We start from the raw sequence: 17,545 nt of genomic DNA, 5'->3' as shown, positions 1-17,545 counted from the left end.
TTCAGGTTTCTCAAAGTCTATCTTATATATGAAGTTCATAATACATGAACTTGGTGTCCAGCGTATAGCCTTCCGACTCATATAATGCCTGAGCTTTCTTGTTGCTTATCGCCGTAGAGAGCACTATTCGTACAGCCCCACTCTCATTTCCCCATAGTCGTGCAGCTTCCAGCAGCTTACGCGCAATTCCTCTCTGGCGATGATCCGCATGTACGTACAGATCATTTAGTACCCAGATTGGCCTCATGGACACTGAACTAAAGCTAGGATACAGCTGTATAAATCCACCAAACTCACCCGCTAAGGGTTTATTCGTCAGACTGTACTCCTCTTCCTTTTCTGTCTCCAATTTCGATTCGGCAACCAAAATAACGGATTCATTCCGTTCCATTCGTTCTTTTATGTATTCACTTGCTCTCTCCAGATCGGTAGGCTGATCGTAAAACATTCTATAGTCATTGAACAACTGTGCCACTCCGTTAACATCACTAAGCTCAGCAAGTCTGATCCGATACGCCATCTTCCCTCAACTCCTTATAAAATCGTCTACTTACTTCATTCCATCCTCTTATTTTAAGGCAGATCTGACGATCTCCCCATTCATCATCTGCATCAAAGTTTGTAATATATTTCGATAATCCAAACTTAAAAGTATATTTCATTGGAAGCGTCGCACACTATAGTCAGATTACAGGCTCGGCATTACAGCATAGGGAGGCGAAACTGAAATGGAAAAAGACAATATCTATGAACAGGTTAGAGCTAATCTGTTGGGTGTTGCCGACATAATCTATCAGCCTTTTCAAATTGGACCTTTCCATTGTGAACTCATCTATATTCAGTCCATTGTAGATACCCCTACTATGCGGGAAGCCATCGTCAAACCACTGCTTGAGGAAGCCTCGAGAAATGAAATAGATCATCAATTCATTACCCGAGTCCTGACCGGATCATTTTTCACCCTTAACAGCCACCACTCGAATTCACCAGAAGCAATTGTGGATGATATCGTGTCAGGTAATGCAGCCTTATATATCGAGGGTATTTCGGGAATGATTCATTTTGCACTTCAAAATTATCAAAGGCGTTCCGTAGCGGAATCAACCAATGAAGTTGTAATTGTTGGCCCTCAGGAAGCCTTCATTGAAGATATTCATGTGAACATGTCTCTGCTTCGGCACAAAATTAAACACCCTGATTTGAAGATGATCAAATTCACCATTGGAAAATACACCAAAACCGAGGTGTTCGTTGTATATATCCAAGGGTTATGCAAGCCAGACATTTTGGAAAACGTGTTGGAAAGTCTTGGTAATATTGATATGGATAGCAGCCTTGGTGTAAGTTATCTATCTGAATTTCTGGAGGACCATCCTCTCTCTCCGTTTCCACAATATCAATATACGGAAAGACCGGATACGGTGGCTGCTGCACTGGTTGAAGGACGGATTGGGGTCATGCAGGATGGAACACCGTTCTCCCTGCTCATTCCGGTTACTTTTTTCTCTTTAATGCAGTCTTCGGAAGACTATTATCAACGATTTTATTCTGCCTCCTTTATCAGGCTTATTCGTCTGTTGTTTGCCTTTATAGCCTTCCTGCTTCCATCCTTTTATGTCGCCGTAACTACATTTCACCCGGAAATCATTCCGACCAACCTACTGATTACGATCGCTTCTGCTAGAGAAAACATTCCTTTCCCTGCCTTGATTGAAGCGCTCATTATGGAAGTGACCTTTGAAGGTTTGCGCGAAGCGGGGATTCGTATTCCGAAGCCACTGGGCCAAACGGTGTCTATTATCGGGGGGATTGTTATTGGTCAGGCGGCCGTACAGGCTGGAATTGTCTCAGCACCACTGGTTATTGTCGTATCTATCACAGGTATTGCCGCCTTTATCATCCCGCACTTCGAGCTCGGACTGGCCTTCCGGCTGCTTCGATTTCCGGTGCTGTTTATGGGTGGAACGCTGGGTCTGTTCGGCATCGTGATCTCGATCTATCTGATCTATTGGTATATGGTTAGTCTGCGTTCATTTGGCGTGCCTTATATGCAGCCATTTGCCCCCCTCGTGCTACGTGATATCAAGGATACTATCGTTCGTGTGCCTTGGTTCCTAATGAAGAAGCGACCAGCAGCTTACGAAGATGCGAATAAGAAAAGGCAAAAAACATGAAAACGTGGATGATTATGCCCAAACTGAGTGTCGTTTTGGTATGCGTGTTACTTTGCAGTGGCTGCTGGTCCAAAGTGGAAATAAATGAACGTACGTTTATTACAACCATGTATGTGGATAAGGGTGAGAAACCAGGTGAAATCGATATTTCATTAAGTATGCCACTTCCCAACCGTCTCTCTCCGGAAGGTACGGGCGGACCCGGAAAAAATCCATATGCTCTCGTTTCGTCTACCGCATCCACCATCGCTGACGCCATAGAGAAAATCCAAACCGATCTCACACGAAAGATTTCCTGGGGGCACACACGGGTAGTGGTGTTCGGTGAGGCATACGCCAGAGAGGGTATTCAAGATGCGATGGAATGGATCTCACGTGAACCTTTGTTCCATCTTAGCAGTTACGTCATGGTTGCGAAGGGCAGAGCCAGAGACGTGGCGGATCTGACTCCCGTTTTCGAGGAAACACCCAGTGATGTGTTAAGAGAATTTGCAACCCAAGAAAACATGTTAAAGACGCAAATGCTCAGTGTACTTATGGCTGACAAAATGAATCAGGGCTTTGCCGCCCCCTTTCTGGAATCGAAAGGAACCTCGATGGCAAGTGAGGATAATAAACGAAAGCAATGGACCAGTCAAATAGGTGGTGCTCTTTTCAAACAGATGAAGATGGTCGATTCAATCTCGGCGAATGAAGCAAGGACCATAGCCTGGGCCAATCGCAAATTGGATTCCGTGGCCCTTTCCGTGGAAACCGATAAAGAAAAAGCGAGCATGACGATCTATAATATGAATTCCAAAATTAAGGTCAGGCTTGTCAACGGACAGCCTTTCTTCGACATCACTTTGCGGGGGCAGGCAGAACTGAATTCCGTGATTCCGATTCTCAAGGTCAAAGATATTGTGGGCGTGAATCAGATCGAGCAAAAGGCCAATGAAAAAGTGAGTGCCTATCTAACCGACGCAATAAGGAGTGGCCAACGCAAGAACGCCGATATTCTAATGCTCGGTTATCGCCTGGAATGGGCATATCCTCAGATCTGGGAAAAGTTGCGTCCCGTTTGGAATGATTATGTCAAAAACGAATTGCAGTTTAACGTGCATGCCCAAATCAACATCCAGTTCGTAGGTTCGGAATCCAGCTACTGATAGGAACAGAGGAAAGCTTCAGGCCACTTTAGGAGGTAAACCAATGATTGCTGTTGTTTTGTTTGCCGTACTGTACATACTGGAGTGGCCCATGATCAAGTCCAGCAAAAAAGGAATGAAACGGGCCTATTTCATTCTGCTGGGGATATTTCTGCTGTGGAATACGTTGGCTGTCTCTGTACCGGGATGGCCTAATCCCAATGATGTCATCAGGCTGGTCTTTGGCTGGGCAGACCGCTTGTTTGGCTAAGAAAGGAGCACGCCATGATCAAATTGTCTGCCGGACAAGCGTACCGTTTTATGTTTGTCTACCTGTATTCCGAACCCATCGCTTTTCTTCTGCAGCGCTTGTTCAAAATGAGCGGTTATCAAGGGTGGATATCCATCCTTGGCGGGTTTGCGATCAGTCTGATTCTTCTCTTTTTCACATACAGATTGGGAGCGGTTTACCCTGATCGACCCTGGATTGATTTCGGTGAAGAAATTGTGGGCAAGGCCGTTCACAAGCTGTTCCTCGGCCTCATTGTATTACTGTGCCTGTATTTGATATCCGTTGACGTAGAGAATTTCATCGTTTTTCTGCAATCCATGTATTTACCCGAGACACCCATATGGCTGACAGCAACCGTAACTATTTTATGTATCAGCCTTTCAGCGCGCTCAGGTTTGATTACCATTGTCTATTTATCAGAAGGGATATTCCTGGTGCAAATCTTCACCTCTACTTTTCTCATGCCTGCTGTAATGGGTGGGGGGAATCCTGATGTACTGCTTGCCATGGTAACGCATCATGATCTGAAAGAAATTTTAACAGGCTCGTTTTCAACCATGCCCTGGTTTTCCGAATGGATGATGTTCCTGTTCCTCGCCCCTGCCATTGCTTTCAGGCGGCCGCTTCTACGAAGTATGTTATTTGCAGGTTCTACGCTTGCATTATTCATTATCGTGTTCTGGATGTTTACGTTAATGAATTTTGGACCTTACGAAGCCAGCAGTCTTCGCTACCCTTTGCTGGAGATGATACGTTTTGCCCGTTACGGCGATTTTCTGGATAACCTGGACCCTTTCCTAATTGCCATCTGGTCTACGACCATGTTTACTCGCAGCTCGTTTCTGTTATACGTCGCCTCCGTTTGTCTTGCTAAACTTACCGGAGTTCGGCAGGAAAAAACGGTAGTTTACTTGCTAGCCGGAACTGCGGCTTCTTATGTGCTTCAATATGCAAAAGACGCGGCTTCCTATGAATTAGCCATTCGTTCTTACGCCATTGCTACATATGCCGTGCTTATCGAGAGTATGCCTATATTATATGTTGTTGTTTATTGGCTGCGATTTGGGAAAAGCAAAAAGGCGAGCGAGGCTTCTGCCGCCCCGTCGCCTTGAGTTTGGATTCAGTTCAGTTCAACTTTTTTCGCTTGTGGGTAAGGCTCTGTATCTGGAAAAATGACACCTTTTTTCAAAATCAAATTGGCATACTGCGCACGTTCACCGGTTGCAACAATGACATAGGCGCGAGAAGCCCGCTCATAAAAAGCAAAACGCTCTTCATGATCAAAGGCATCCGTGATGCCCTCATGGTCAAGGATCAGCCTGCGATAGTCTTCCCAGATGATAGGCACCACCTGATCCCCCTTGACGACCTGCATAACGGCTGCTGGCCGCTCAGCGTACGTATCGAGTGGATACAAACTTAAAATGGCATCCAGTAACTCCACGGTACCCAGCGCATCACAGCGAATCAACCGCTGGGCATGACTGGCTGCGGGGAAGTTGCCATCAGCCAGTACTAGTTCGTCTCCATGACCCATTTCAGACATGATCTTCAGCAGTTCCGGAGGTATTATTGCGGGAATGTTCTTCAGCATACTCAGCTCTCCTCAGTCAGCTCCAGAATCAGCTGGAGCGGATTCGTCTTCGTAACCTCAACCATCATGTGGCCCAATTACCGCGATACAGCGGCACTTCTATTTTATCAGTATTTACCAACGTTTGCATATTTCAATGTTCACATAAAACATTATTCCACTGCCAATCTCATATGAAAGGGTGTTATCATGACGCCGATATTCATAAATCCGTTTTGACAAAATTAATTGTTTAGCATATAGTTGTTATAACAAGTAAATGAATTGAGACTATTTTTATTTTAAGAAAGAGAGGATTATATGGGGAACGATTATTCACTCGATCAATCCATTGGATTCATGCTGGGCATGATACATCGCAAGGCGTCGGCTGTACTAGCCATACGATTCAAACCCTATGATATTACGACAGAGCAGTTTTCCGTTCTGTTCAATATCGGCAGAGGCGAAGGCGTGAACCAGAAGGAAGTCGCCAATCGCGTTTATAAGGACCAGCCCACAACTGCCCGCATTATTGATCTGTTGGAAAAGAAAGGCTGGGTCGAACGCCGGACCAGCGAACAGGATCGCAGAGCCTACTTGCTCTACTTGACCGATGAAGGAAAGATATTGCTTGACCAGCTTGTTCCGCTCGAAAGAGAAATGAATAAAAATCTGATTGAAGGTATACCCGAAGACCAGATGGAAGCATTTAGACATACTCTTTCCCTCATGAACAGCAACCTGTAACGAATTTTACACCAGGGGGAATGAACAACTAATGAAATCACAATCATCGCAAGTCAAACTATGGACCACCGATTTTATCCTGCTCATGTTATGTAACTTTCTACTCTTTCTACAACTCCACATGATTGTATCCCCACTGCCTTCTTATGTGCAGGACCGTTTTCACGCCAATGCCTTTGAAGTCAGCCTCTTCACCTGTCTTTTTGCCCTTAGCGCCATTGCTGCCCGGCTCTATTCAGCCAAAGCATTGGAGAAGGGTCTTCGTAATGCCATGATCTATATTGGCCTGACAGTTGCCTTACTCGCTACACTTGGATATTATTTTGCTGCTGGGATTGCGGTCCTGTTATTGCTGCGCATGGTGTTCGGTATCGGATTCGGTATGAGTAGCACGGCTTTCCCGACTATGGCGTCGGATATTGTGCCTGTGAAACGGATGGGTGAAGGTATGGGCTATTTCGGCCTGTCTACAAGTCTGGCCATGTCCATGGGTCCCATTATTGGGGTCACGTTGCTTCAGGGTGCCGGGTTCATGACACTCATGTTATGTACGGCAGGTGTTATTGTGGTCATCTATCCGCTCAGCTATTCACTGACACGCAAGAAAGCTCGTAGGGTCAATGATGAGGTGATACCAACACCTCCTGTTGGAACAGCTGCGATATCAGGCACCAAAGTAAAGACGCCTTTCAATCGCAAACTGATTCTGCCAAGTGTACTGAATTGTTTACTGTCCATCACGTATGGCGGACTGGTCGGATTCATCGTTTTGTACGGAAAGGAAGCCAACCTGGCTAACCCTGCACTGTTCTTTTTGTTTAATGCTCTCGCTGTACTGCTGGTTAGACCGTTTGCAGGTCGGATCTATGACAGTAAAGGTCCAAAAGCCTTACTGATTCCCGGAGCGATATTCATCGCTGCTGGACTGATCACGCTCTCTTACGCTTCGTCGATGTCCATCTTGTTTGTCGCTGCATTTTTATATGGAATTGGATATGGTTCAATACAGTCTTCCATGCAGACCTGGATGATTCAGATTGTCTCCCCTTCACAGCGCGGTATGGCTAACGGCATGTTTCTGAATACGCTGGATCTGGGGATTGCTCTGGGAGCACTTCTGCTGGGCGCTATTGCTTCCATAACCAGTTATACCGATATGTATCGTTATTCCATTGTGTTCATGATTCTATTCCTCCTGATATACCTGATTCAAGGGAAACGAAATGGAGGGTTTGCGGTGCCTGTGCATCCGTTATTGACGCATACACATATCGCTGCCCAGGATTCCGATCGGCATGAGCTTACCGAGACTGCAACCGAGAAGAACACAACTACTCAGCAAAAAGATAATTGATGTAACTACACTGTTATCCTTCGATTCATTAAAACGCGTTTACTCTGTGAGGAAAGATACATCCCTCAGAGTAAACGCGTTTTTATATTTTAATTCAGAGTGGACTTTTCTTTCTCCGCCCCGGCAGATAACCACTGGGCTGTTTCACTTCATCATAATCACGTTCATGTTGATTTTGACCACTGCCTGATGTGGGCTGATTTCCCTTATCTGGCTTGACTGCCAATAACGTGAGTAGCCCTCCCACCGCCCCCGACGCGGCGAGAATACCAAACAGAAGGAAATGGTGGGAAGAGATCAACAATGACACGACAGGAGGACCGAGAGACACACCGATAAAACGCATGCTGCTGAATAACGCCGTGATGGTGCCGCGTTGTTCCTTGTCCACCCCTTCAGTAACCATAGCATCCAGACATGGCAGTGTAGCGCCTATTCCCGCTCCACCAAGGGTGAACAAACCAACAACTACATAAATGTTGTCAAAAAGCCCGATCACGCCAAGAGATACAGTTAAAACAGCAAGTCCGATAAAACCAAGCCATTTCATCCGTGTCTTGTTCTTTCCTATCCATTTTCCAGCAAAGAAAGACGCCAGACACAAGGCTGCCAGTGGTATAGCAAGTACAAGTCCTTTAAGTACACCCTTTAATTTGAACTCCGATTCCAACGTCTCCGATAGATAAAAGAGCACACCAAAGAGAACAAACATGCAAATACCGCCAATCGCAAAAATCGCATACAGCCAGCGGCCCTTTTCTTTCAGCACACTGCGGATGGAAGCAACAAATTCGGGAAAGCTCTTTGGTTCTTCCTTCCTCTTGGGTGTTTTCACCAGGAAAATAACCAGAACCAATGAAAGCACACAAAGTACCGGAATAGCCATAAAAGGCAAATACCAAATCCATACAGCCAAAGCTGCACCCAAAATCGGACTTAGTACCTTGCCGAAGGTATTCGAGGTTTCAATAATGCCAAGGCTTTTACTTACCTCGTTTTCATCATCGAACATATCACCCACCAATGGAATGACAATCGGGAAAGCCCCTGCTGCTCCTATCCCTTGCAAAAGTCTGCCACCGAGAATACTCCAATATGCCGCATTTCCATCCAGCATCCAGGCTGCTCCTCCTGCTACCGCGCCTCCTGCGGCTGCAATGATGAGACTGGGGATAATAACGGCTTTCCTGCCGAATCGATCCGACAGATATCCTGCAAGTGGAATGAGCAGGATTGCGACGACCGCATAAACCGTAATTAACATGCTGACCTTGAATGAGGACACTTTCAATTCACGCTCAATCTGCGGAAGGATGGGGATCAGCATAGAGTTACCCAGTGTCATAATAACCGGGATGGAAGCGAGTGCGACGAGGTCCCACTTTTTATCTTTCATACCTCAACCACCTTTACAGAATCAGAAAACAACAACGTTATTGTGGGTTGTTCTGCAGTTGAATATACGGCCTATGTAAAAAAGGTCACTGGGGATAACAGCGCAAAAAGGCTGCCGCACTAAATTCAGTGCCAGGACAGCCTTTTGGCCATGCATTATGAAGATCAACAAATCAACTTATTTCAACACAAATTGCTGAAGGGCTGCACCGCCCCTGAAAACAATGCAGAGCTGGTCAATCTCACGCTCTCCCTTCAGGGAACAGCGAACTGTGCTCCACTGAAGATTCTTCCCGTTGACTGTTCCAGCGGGACCAGGAATGACACAAGTGCCGAGCAGTGGGCCTTCCGGACCTTCCGCCCGAATCTCCAATTCGCCACCCTCTCCGAAGGCTGCCACCCGACCCTCAAACGCACTAGCTTGCCGGAAAACATTGTCGTGGAATGAAATCCAGGAAGAACGACCTTCATGATACAGCGGTTCGCCTGAAGCAATGGCTCGGACGGCTGAACGACCTTCCAGACACTCATCCAACAGAACGCCTGCATATGCATCGTAATTTTCCGCAAACGTAGGCAGATTCAGCGCGCGTGCAGGAATAGTTTCACCCTCGATGAGAATTTCTTCGGTCTGACGAATATCTGCCGAGGAACGTCCAGCCATGATCGACCAGATGGCTGTTTCAAGACAATATCTGTCACGAGTGACATCCCAGAAGACCAGTTTTTGAACAGGAATTTCGAAAGATAGAGTTTCCACGGCGCCTGAAGCAAGATGAATACGTCGGAAAGCGATCAACTGACGTTGTGGTCGCTTTACCCGTGAAGTTTGGGCGTGCCCGTACAGCTGCACCACTTCATCGCTGGCACGTGCCCCTTTGTTCTCGACCTGCACTTCAATCTTCAGCACATCATCTCCAGAAGATCCCTGTGCCCGCTCCACTCGAATCGCCTTATACTCAAATTCCGAATAGGTCAACCCATGACCAAAGGGATACAGGACTGGACCTTCATGATACATATAGGTTGTACCGTTATGAATAATGTCGTAATCCATGATGTCAGGCAGCTGTGATTCATCCTCATACCATGTCATATTCAGTCTACCAGCAGGAGCATAATTACCGAGCAGAACATCCGTAACCGCATTCCCCAATTCTTGGCCTGCATGCGTCAGGTATACGATTGCCGGAGCCACGTCTTTTAACTCTTGCAGTGCAAATGGATAACTGCCAACAATGACAACGACCGTATTCGGGTTCACTTGGCAGATTTCTCTTACCAGTCGGGCCTGCTCAGGCGGAAGCAGCAGACTTGGGCGATCGATCTCCTCTTTGCCGTTAATATATGGACTATTACCTACAACAACGATAGAAACGTCACTATTCTGAGCAGCTTTTTTCGCCTGCTCTATTCCGTTAGCAACAATGTCCAGCTTGAACACAGGAGGTTTCTGCTTCCCTTCTACGGCATCCGGATTACCAGATGAACTCAAGTCCTCGTCTTTTTGTTCCGGCGTTGGGGACAGCACCAGTTGCCCCTGATGTTCATCCAGCCTCAGTGGCAGTCCGTTCCACGTACGCAACGTGCTGGTTCCATCCGCTTGTGAATCAATCTGTACCACTTCCTTGACGAACCAGCCACCAATCTCCGGCGCATTCGCCTGATAGATGCCCTGTTCGGTTAACGAAACATAGCGATTATTTTTCACACTGCGAAGCGTATGACTTCCCCAGCCCCAGTCCTGATGGATGAACTCAGCGGCCTCCGCACTACCTTCCGGCACGGCTACAAGCTTTCCTTCAGCACCGAGCGTGATCACCTTTCCATCGGCTGTCTTCAGGCTGATGCGATCATTCCCATCTGCAAAAGATATTTCAGCTCCAGCAAGCTGCTTGCGTAGTCCTTCCAAAACGGTAACACGATAAGGCAGTGTGCCGCTATACCAATCGGTATAGACCACATCCGCGAGGGGACCGATTACGCTAACCTTCTGCAATCTTTCCGATTGGAGAGGAAGCAGTCCGTCATTTTTGAGTAAAACGATAGACTCGGCTGCTGCTCTATAACTTAATTTGGCATGTTCAGGCGCACACAATACAGATTCCGATATTGAAGCATACGGGTTAAGTCCCGTCTGATCCAGTTGTCCAAGCCGCATCCGCACGCCAAAAATATTACGAATGGCCCGGTCAAGATCCTCGACCTCCAGCAAGTTACGCTCAAGCGCCTCTTCCAAGGCAGATACTACCAAGTCAACCTCGTCCGTCAGACAGTCCACACCTGCCTTTATAGCCCCTGCTGCCGATTCCGCATGCGTAGCATGATAACCGTGATCATTGACCGTCTGGGACAAATCTCCCCCGTCACACACGATAAATCCAGGCATAGCCCACTCACCCTTGACCACATCATTCACATATGGACTTTCAATAGCGGGTGTGCCGTTGATCGAATTGTAGGCTGTCATCATGGACAAGGCCCCGCCTTCTACGAAAGGCGTCTCGAATGCTTTTAAATAATATTCACGCAAGTTCCGCGGATCGATGCTGGATGAACAATTCAACCGATCCTTCTCGTTATTGTTGGCAAAAAAGTGCTTCAACGTCGCTACCATTTTAAGATAGAAAGAATGATTACCCTGCATACCCTTCACAAGAGCTGCCGACATTTCACCTGTCAGTACGGGGTCCTCACCATATCCTTCTTCCGTTCTCCCCCAACGGGGATCACGTTCCAGATCGACAGTTGGCGCCCATAAGGTCAAGCCGTGACGCTCCGGTGCACGATGGTGGTATGCTCTGGCTTCATCTCCGATGACGGAACCAATTTCGCGCATGAGCTTGGTATTCCAGGTGCTCGACAGACCGAGCGGCTGCGGAAAAACGGTAGCTTCACCTATCCAGGCAACCCCGTGAGCCGCTTCGCCTCCCACATTGTAACCGGGTATTCCCAATCGGGGTACTGCGGCTTCGCGTGTAGGAATTAATCGGATTTTCTCCTCCGTTGTCAGACGCGCAATCAAGTCATTCAATCGTTCTTCCAATGGTAATGCTGCGTCCCACATCGGATATTGCATATACTCTTTCATACTAAACCCTCCTTCTTATTCGTTAAGTTTGAGTCCCTTCCATTCTTTCAATAGATCCAGTGTACGCTCACGATACTTCTCTCCTGCCTCCGGCTGATCCACCTGATGTTCATGCACATATGCGTTAAAGTAAGAGGAAAGTATGCGATAGGCAAGAAGGCGTGCCTGTCCCTTATCGGACATATCCTGTGGCCGGCCATAACCTTCATGAAAACCAGCTGATGATTCTGTCGATAAAATCGCCTCAAACGCCCTGTCCGCAAACATGGAACGATCCCCATCAATGATGGCGGCTATGTTTAGCTACCCGTTCTCCTCATGAACAAGCACGTTGGCTTCCCACAGATCATTATGAACAAGAACCGGAACAGTCACCTGATCAAATAAATCCTTATTGGTTATGAACATATCTGCGATTTCTTCTCCCACACCTGGCATATACCCGGCTTGTGAAGCTTTGAGTGCCGTCTCTTCTGCAAAAGAGTGTAGCACCTCGGACCAATGATCCGAGCCTTTAATCGTCCCATTCCCTTGCGGCCAGCCAAACGATGCACCCTCAATCTGATGCATGACAGCGGTATAAGCGCCGAGCTGATGATATAATCGCTCTTTATCTGACTCCGAGATCGATGGATGATCCAATTGATTACTGGGGATAAACTCCATAAACATGTAGGTTCTCGGAATGATCGATCCACTGTCATTACAGGCAATAATGTTTGGAGCGGGAATGCCTGCTTTACGGTAATATTCATAAACGACAGGTTCAGCAGACATCATCGTCCGTTCAAATGAAAATAACGGATCTCCAGCAGAGCCCAATGGCAATTCTACACGCTCTGGAGCCAAACGTAAGATCACATCCGTGTACGACGCATGTTCAAGCTGAATTCGATACGTTGTATTAAAAAGTCCACCCTGTAAAAGTGCAAAACTCTTCACAATGGTAGCGGTTCCAAAAGTGTTTTCTACCAACTGATGCAGCATCTCTGCTGTAATGGTTTGGTGTAAACCTGAATTCGTTGTACTCATTTGATATAATCCCCTATCTTTATCTGTCGCTAGCAACTAAATGATACTACCATTTCTTTGTTAGAACCATACTTCCATGGCACGACAGTAGACAAACAGACGGCACCTTGCGGTACCGTCCTTCTGTTCATCCAATAAACATTACAGTTGAATTGTAAGCGAGCTAGCACCTGCTGCTGCCGTAACGACAACACCATTTGCACCAGACATTTGGGAACCACCCTCTACGCCGGATACACTCTCAATGCCACGCAGCACGAGATTCCATGTTTTGCCTGCACCTTCAGCACGAACTTCCAGAACAGAACCGTTACGTGATACGTTAACAACCAGCTCCTGCTCACCACTTTGGTTTACAACCACCGCTTGAGCGGAGTTGCTGTCAGCCAGTTCGAACAAGTGAAGGGACACATTGTCCGCAAAGTCATAATCCGGTTTGCTATCCACAGCACCAACAGCAATCAGGCTGTTTGGCTTAACCATCATTGGCAGTGTTTTGAAGTCATGGTTTTCGCTAATCCAACGTCCACCTTCAACTTTGGCACCTGTCAGATAGTTGGTCCATGTACCTTCAGGCAGGTAATAACGAACATCACCCTCCTTGTTGAAGATTGGAGCCACCAGAATCGAATCACCAAACATGTATTGTGTATCCAGGCTATATGTTGTTGGATCCTCTGGGAAATCAAGCAGCATAGCGCGCATCATTGGAATACCTTTTACAGTCGACTCGACCGCAGAATTGTAAAGATACGGCATCAGGCTGATTTTGAGTTTGGTGAAGTCACGAACAACGTCCACGGATTCCTCGTCAAACAGCCAAGGCACACGATACGAAGTGCTTCCGTGTAGGCGGCTGTGAGAAGATAAAAGTCCGAATTGTACCCAGCGTTTGTATACGTCAGGGGTCGCTGTACTTTCAAAGCCGCTAATATCATGGCTCCAGAACCCGAAACCGGAAAGTCCAAGTGAGAGGCCGCCTCGAAGTGATTCAGCCATGGATTCATAAGTAGAAGAGCAATCTCCGCCCCAGTGAACCGGGAACTGTTGACCACCTGCTGTTGCAGAGCGTGCAAACAGGGCAGCTTCGTTTTTGCCAATCTTATCTTCGAGCAATTCAAATACAGCTTTGTTATAGAGCTGTGTATAATAGTTGTGCATTTTAACCGGATCAGAGCCATCGAAGTACACGACATCTGTTGGAATTCTTTCACCGAAGTCTGTTTTGAATGAATCAACACCTTGATCAAGCAGGACTTCCAGCTTGCTCTTATACCAATTAACAGCATCTGGGTTCGTGAAATCAACCAGTGCCATACCTGCTTGCCACAAATCCCATTGCCATACGCTGCCATCCGCTGTTTTTACCAGATAACCGTTCTCCATACCTTCATCGAACAAGTAGGATTTTTCTGCAATGTATGGATTGATCCACGCGCAGATTTTGAGTCCTTTTTCTTTCAGACGTGCAAGCATACCTTCCGGATCTGGGAACATCGCTTCATCCCATACGAAATCAGACCATTGGTATTCCTTCATCCAGAAGCAGTCAAAATGGAATACAGAAAGCGGAAGATCACGTTCAGCCATGCCATCTACGAAATGGTTAACCGTTGCTTCATCATAGTCCGTTGTGAATGATGTTGTCAGCCACAGACCAAACGTCCATGCCGGTGGAAGCGCTGGTTTACCTGTTAATTTCGTATAATTATCAAGTACATCCTTTGGATTGTCCCCACCGATAATGAAGTATTCCAAAGTCTCGCCTTCTACGCTGAACTGCACTTTAGATACATTCTCAGATGCAATCTCATACGATACGCGTTCAGGATGGTTTACAAATACGCCATATCCTTTGTTGGACAAGTAGAAAGGAATGTTCTTATATGACTGCTCACTGCTAGTACCGCCGTCCTCATTCCAAGTGTCCACCACTTGGCCATTCTTAACAAACGGCGTAAAGCGCTCACCGAGTCCGTAAACGTATTCACCAATGCCAAGATCAAGCTGCTCGCGGAAGTACGCTTCCTTACTTGGACCAGTAATATAACCAGCCGCTCTTTGACCGCTACCTGTAATCCGTTTTCCTCCATACAGGAAGCTGACGTCCCAACCGTTCGTTTTGTCGATTTGAACTTCCAGATTGCCGCTTTTCAAAACAGCGCCTTGTTCATTTTTCGAGATGTCTACTTTCACATCTTGATGGTTAAGCTCAAATTCAGGCCCTTTTTTCACTCTGCCCTTATGGTGATTCAAGGTTACGCGAATAACGTTAGGCATAGGGGAGCTGTATGTTGCTTTAAGTAATGTACCGTTCAACGTGTCGCCTTTGGTACGAATATATTTAGTAGCCGCATGTACGGTTAAAGAATCCTCTTTTTGCACAATATCACGAATGTCAGTCGGGTTTTGAACGTGGTACCCTTCACGAGTCATCCAGAATCCATCAGTAAATTTCATGTTTTCTTTCCCCCTTCGGTTATACTATAATAATATTGACATTAATAACGAATTTCTTCTCATATTTTGACCAAATATATCACGATTCTGATATTTCTTATCCGATTCTTTATAAACACCACCAATCTATGGGAACGTTTACATTAATAATGATGCAAAAGGAGATTCACATATGGAACGTGAACGATTACGGGAAGACCGGATTCACGGCAATGCCATGTATCCAGTCAGTGTGTACCCGGATATTCAACAATTGAATGGCGACAGCATTCTCGATTGCCATTGGCATGACGAGATGGAGTTCACCATGGTGACTCAGGGCAGTGCTGTTTTTCAAATTGATATGAATACGGTAGAGGTTCAGGCGGGAGAAGCCATCTTTATTAATCGGGGGGAAATTCACGCAGGCTACCTGAAAGGCGATGTCCCCTGTGTTTTTTCATCCATTGTATTTAATCCGGAGCTGTTAGGCAGTCGGACGTTTGATGCCGTACAGGAGAAGTTCATTGGCCCGCTAGTGCACAAAACAGTTCTTCCCCCTTACCATATCCAAACCGATGAAGCGTGGGGGCAAGAAATCATTTTTCATTTGAAACGAATTTTCGCCGATCATGCCACTGGCACACCAACCTGCGAGATGACAACCAAAGCTTACCTCTATTTAATATTTGCACAAATGTTTGAACATATGAGACCTGCTGCACTCAAAGGGACCGTTCCGTCAGGCAGCCACGATAAAGTGGAGCGCCTGAAATTAGTTCTAAGCTATATTCACAATCGTTACCCCGAACCACTCAAGTTAAAAGAACTGGCAGATGAGGCCAACATGAGCGAAGGACATTTTTGCCGCTTTTTCAAACAGATGGTGCAGAAAAGTCCGGTCGACTATATCAACTATTATCGCATCCAGCAAGCCTGTGTTCAGCTTGAGAATACCGATCACAAAATTGTGGATATTGCCATGGACGTTGGGTTCGAGCATTTGAGCTACTTCATTACAACATTCAAGAAACACAAGAATATTACCCCGTCCCAATATCGCAAAATGTTTTATGAGAAAGTGGCGATGGAACCTGCACTGGTCTAAGCTTAAACTCCTATCCGGTGCGGTACTCAGCACATTGAATTGACGATTGTTCAATGCTCTCCACTTATATTTCAGATAGAAGATGCAAAGAAGGTGCTACAACCTGTTCGGTCGTAAGCACCTTCTTTATCATTCTGATGAATGGAATTCCATTTTACTTTTTCAAAGTCTCCCATGAGCTGTACTCATGCACAGAGAATCCGTTAAAGGACGAGTGCACACTTGCCATTTTCTCGACCAGCTTAAGCTGTGCCTCCATATACGCTGTACCCTCTTCATAAAAGGTAATAAAATCGCCTTCCTTGCTTTGCTTGGTCTCCACGGCGATCGATACCGTTTTACCCAAAAGTGACGCTTCCTCAAGCTCATCCTTCGCTACATTATAGATGGCCGCAGCGGTATCCCGGTAAGCCATAATGGTAATCGAGTCAAACTTGCGGATCATCCAGCTGCTTACATTCATCGTGGAACCCGGAATTTTATAACCATCCAGCCAGAAAGGCAGGTCAGCGGCAACAGGCATCTTCATCCGTGCGGCTCGATCGACAATGTATTGAACGTTCCCCTGCCACTGCGTAATCACACTGGCTTGATTGGTTTTCCACTCTGGATGTACATGAGGTTCAATGTCCAAATGGATGCCGGCAAACTTCTCATTGGGCTCTACTTGATTTTGATACGCTTCAACCCAGTCCAGAAAATCTGCAATTTGATCCCGGCTCTCCGTCAGTCCCCAAGCAGGTCTTCCATCCATAACGTCTACGGCAATATTTTTCTCTCTGGCCTTACGAATGAAATCCGTATAGTACGGAAGCTTTACATCCCGATTCATTTGTAGGTAGATCGTATTGATTTTGTTCGTTGTGGCAAACTTCAGCACTAGCTGAGGGTTACTTTGAATCTGCGTCGTGTCCCATACCCAGGTTGCTCTTACGGTTCCCTGTACCGTTCCATGGATGGTTTCATAACTGTCGACTGAGCCAAGTGCAGTGGCTTTACAAACATAAGTATTCCCTACAAACAGCATGAAACAACTAATTAACAAGATGAATTGGTATCTTCTTTTGCTTTTCATATTTGTACACTCCCTTTGATGTTATGCAGCTCTATCGTGCAAATCTCGATGAAATTCTGTCGTTTTATATTCATTCATTAGATACGATTTCGATGTACGACTATTTACATTGCTTTTATATGCAACATCATCTCT

At 46.3% G+C, this 17,545-nt stretch carries 15 protein-coding genes; 7 read left to right on the top strand and 8 right to left on the bottom strand.

The window, feature by feature from the left end; all coding sequences use genetic code 11:
• Positions 1-22 precede the first annotated feature (22 nt).
• Positions 23-520, bottom strand: coding sequence for a GNAT family N-acetyltransferase (locus tag BLS14_RS00975; protein ID WP_063564705.1), 498 nt, complete (start codon positions 518-520; stop codon positions 23-25).
• A 208-nt stretch (positions 521-728) separates the two neighbouring features.
• Between BLS14_RS00975 and BLS14_RS00970 the strand changes: the two genes are divergently transcribed.
• From BLS14_RS00970 to BLS14_RS00955, 4 genes are read left to right on the top strand one after another with little or no spacing between them, the layout of a single operon-like run.
• The gene (locus tag BLS14_RS00970) at positions 729-2,174 is read left to right on the top strand and encodes a spore germination protein (protein WP_063564706.1); all 1,446 of its coding nucleotides are present in this window, start codon (positions 729-731) and stop codon (positions 2,172-2,174) included.
• A complete protein-coding gene (locus tag BLS14_RS00965) occupies positions 2,171-3,322 on the top strand; it encodes a Ger(x)C family spore germination protein (RefSeq protein WP_090949053.1) in 1,152 nt (383 codons plus the stop codon). Before BLS14_RS00970 ends, BLS14_RS00965 begins: the two co-directional genes overlap by 4 nt.
• Positions 3,323-3,365: 43 nt before the next feature.
• Entirely contained in the window at positions 3,366-3,572 is a 207-nt protein-coding gene (locus BLS14_RS00960; protein ID WP_063564708.1) for a hypothetical protein, read from the top strand.
• Positions 3,573-3,586: 14 nt separating this feature from the next.
• Positions 3,587-4,705: a GerAB/ArcD/ProY family transporter gene (locus BLS14_RS00955; RefSeq protein WP_079694794.1), complete on the top strand. Its 1,119-nt coding sequence runs from the start codon at positions 3,587-3,589 to the stop codon at positions 4,703-4,705.
• Positions 4,706-4,713: 8 nt separating this feature from the next.
• Here BLS14_RS00955 and BLS14_RS00950 read toward each other — a convergent pair whose 3' ends face one another.
• Positions 4,714-5,187 (bottom strand): RbsD/FucU family protein, encoded by a 474-nt coding sequence (locus BLS14_RS00950; protein ID WP_063564710.1) that lies wholly within the window; start codon positions 5,185-5,187, stop codon positions 4,714-4,716.
• Between the two features lie 300 nt (positions 5,188-5,487).
• Here BLS14_RS00950 and BLS14_RS00945 point away from each other — a divergent pair, with 300 nt between their 5' ends.
• Positions 5,488-5,916 (top strand): MarR family winged helix-turn-helix transcriptional regulator, encoded by a 429-nt coding sequence (locus tag BLS14_RS00945; RefSeq protein ID WP_090949050.1) that lies wholly within the window; start codon positions 5,488-5,490, stop codon positions 5,914-5,916.
• Between the two features lie 31 nt (positions 5,917-5,947).
• Positions 5,948-7,270, top strand: coding sequence for an MFS transporter (locus BLS14_RS00940; RefSeq protein ID WP_072732352.1), 1,323 nt, complete (start codon positions 5,948-5,950; stop codon positions 7,268-7,270).
• A gap of 94 nt (positions 7,271-7,364) precedes the next feature.
• Here BLS14_RS00940 and BLS14_RS00935 read toward each other — a convergent pair whose 3' ends face one another.
• From BLS14_RS00935 to yicI, 5 genes are all read right to left on the bottom strand, one after another.
• Positions 7,365-8,666: a bacillibactin exporter BcbE gene (locus BLS14_RS00935; RefSeq protein WP_090949047.1), complete on the bottom strand. Its 1,302-nt coding sequence runs from the start codon at positions 8,664-8,666 to the stop codon at positions 7,365-7,367.
• 177 nt (positions 8,667-8,843) lie between these two features.
• A complete protein-coding gene (locus BLS14_RS00930; protein WP_090949045.1) occupies positions 8,844-11,756 on the bottom strand; it encodes a glycoside hydrolase family 3 protein in 2,913 nt (970 codons plus the stop codon).
• A 15-nt stretch (positions 11,757-11,771) separates the two neighbouring features.
• Positions 11,772-12,023, bottom strand: a complete 252-nt coding sequence (locus tag BLS14_RS00925; protein ID WP_090949043.1) for a hypothetical protein — start codon at positions 12,021-12,023, stop codon at positions 11,772-11,774.
• Between the two features lie 36 nt (positions 12,024-12,059).
• On the bottom strand, positions 12,060-12,788 hold the full coding sequence (locus BLS14_RS00920; RefSeq protein ID WP_090949041.1) for a phosphotransferase family protein: 729 nt from the start codon (positions 12,786-12,788) through the stop codon (positions 12,060-12,062).
• A gap of 141 nt (positions 12,789-12,929) precedes the next feature.
• Complete coding sequence (gene yicI, locus BLS14_RS00915) at positions 12,930-15,248, bottom strand: alpha-xylosidase (protein ID WP_072732348.1); 2,319 nt, start codon at positions 15,246-15,248, stop codon at positions 12,930-12,932.
• A 172-nt stretch (positions 15,249-15,420) separates the two neighbouring features.
• On the opposite strand from yicI, the gene BLS14_RS00910 reads away from it, so the two are divergent.
• Positions 15,421-16,335: a helix-turn-helix transcriptional regulator gene (locus BLS14_RS00910; RefSeq protein WP_090949039.1), complete on the top strand. Its 915-nt coding sequence runs from the start codon at positions 15,421-15,423 to the stop codon at positions 16,333-16,335.
• A 154-nt stretch (positions 16,336-16,489) separates the two neighbouring features.
• Here BLS14_RS00910 and BLS14_RS00905 read toward each other — a convergent pair whose 3' ends face one another.
• Positions 16,490-17,410: a hypothetical protein gene (locus BLS14_RS00905; protein ID WP_063564718.1), complete on the bottom strand. Its 921-nt coding sequence runs from the start codon at positions 17,408-17,410 to the stop codon at positions 16,490-16,492.
• Between the last annotated feature and the right edge of the window lie 135 nt (positions 17,411-17,545).

This window comes from Paenibacillus sp. OK060, from assembly GCF_900101205.1.
Taxonomy (GTDB): Bacteria; Bacillota; Bacilli; order Paenibacillales; family Paenibacillaceae; genus Paenibacillus; species Paenibacillus marchantiae.
This window is presented reverse-complemented; position numbering and strand designations above follow the sequence as displayed.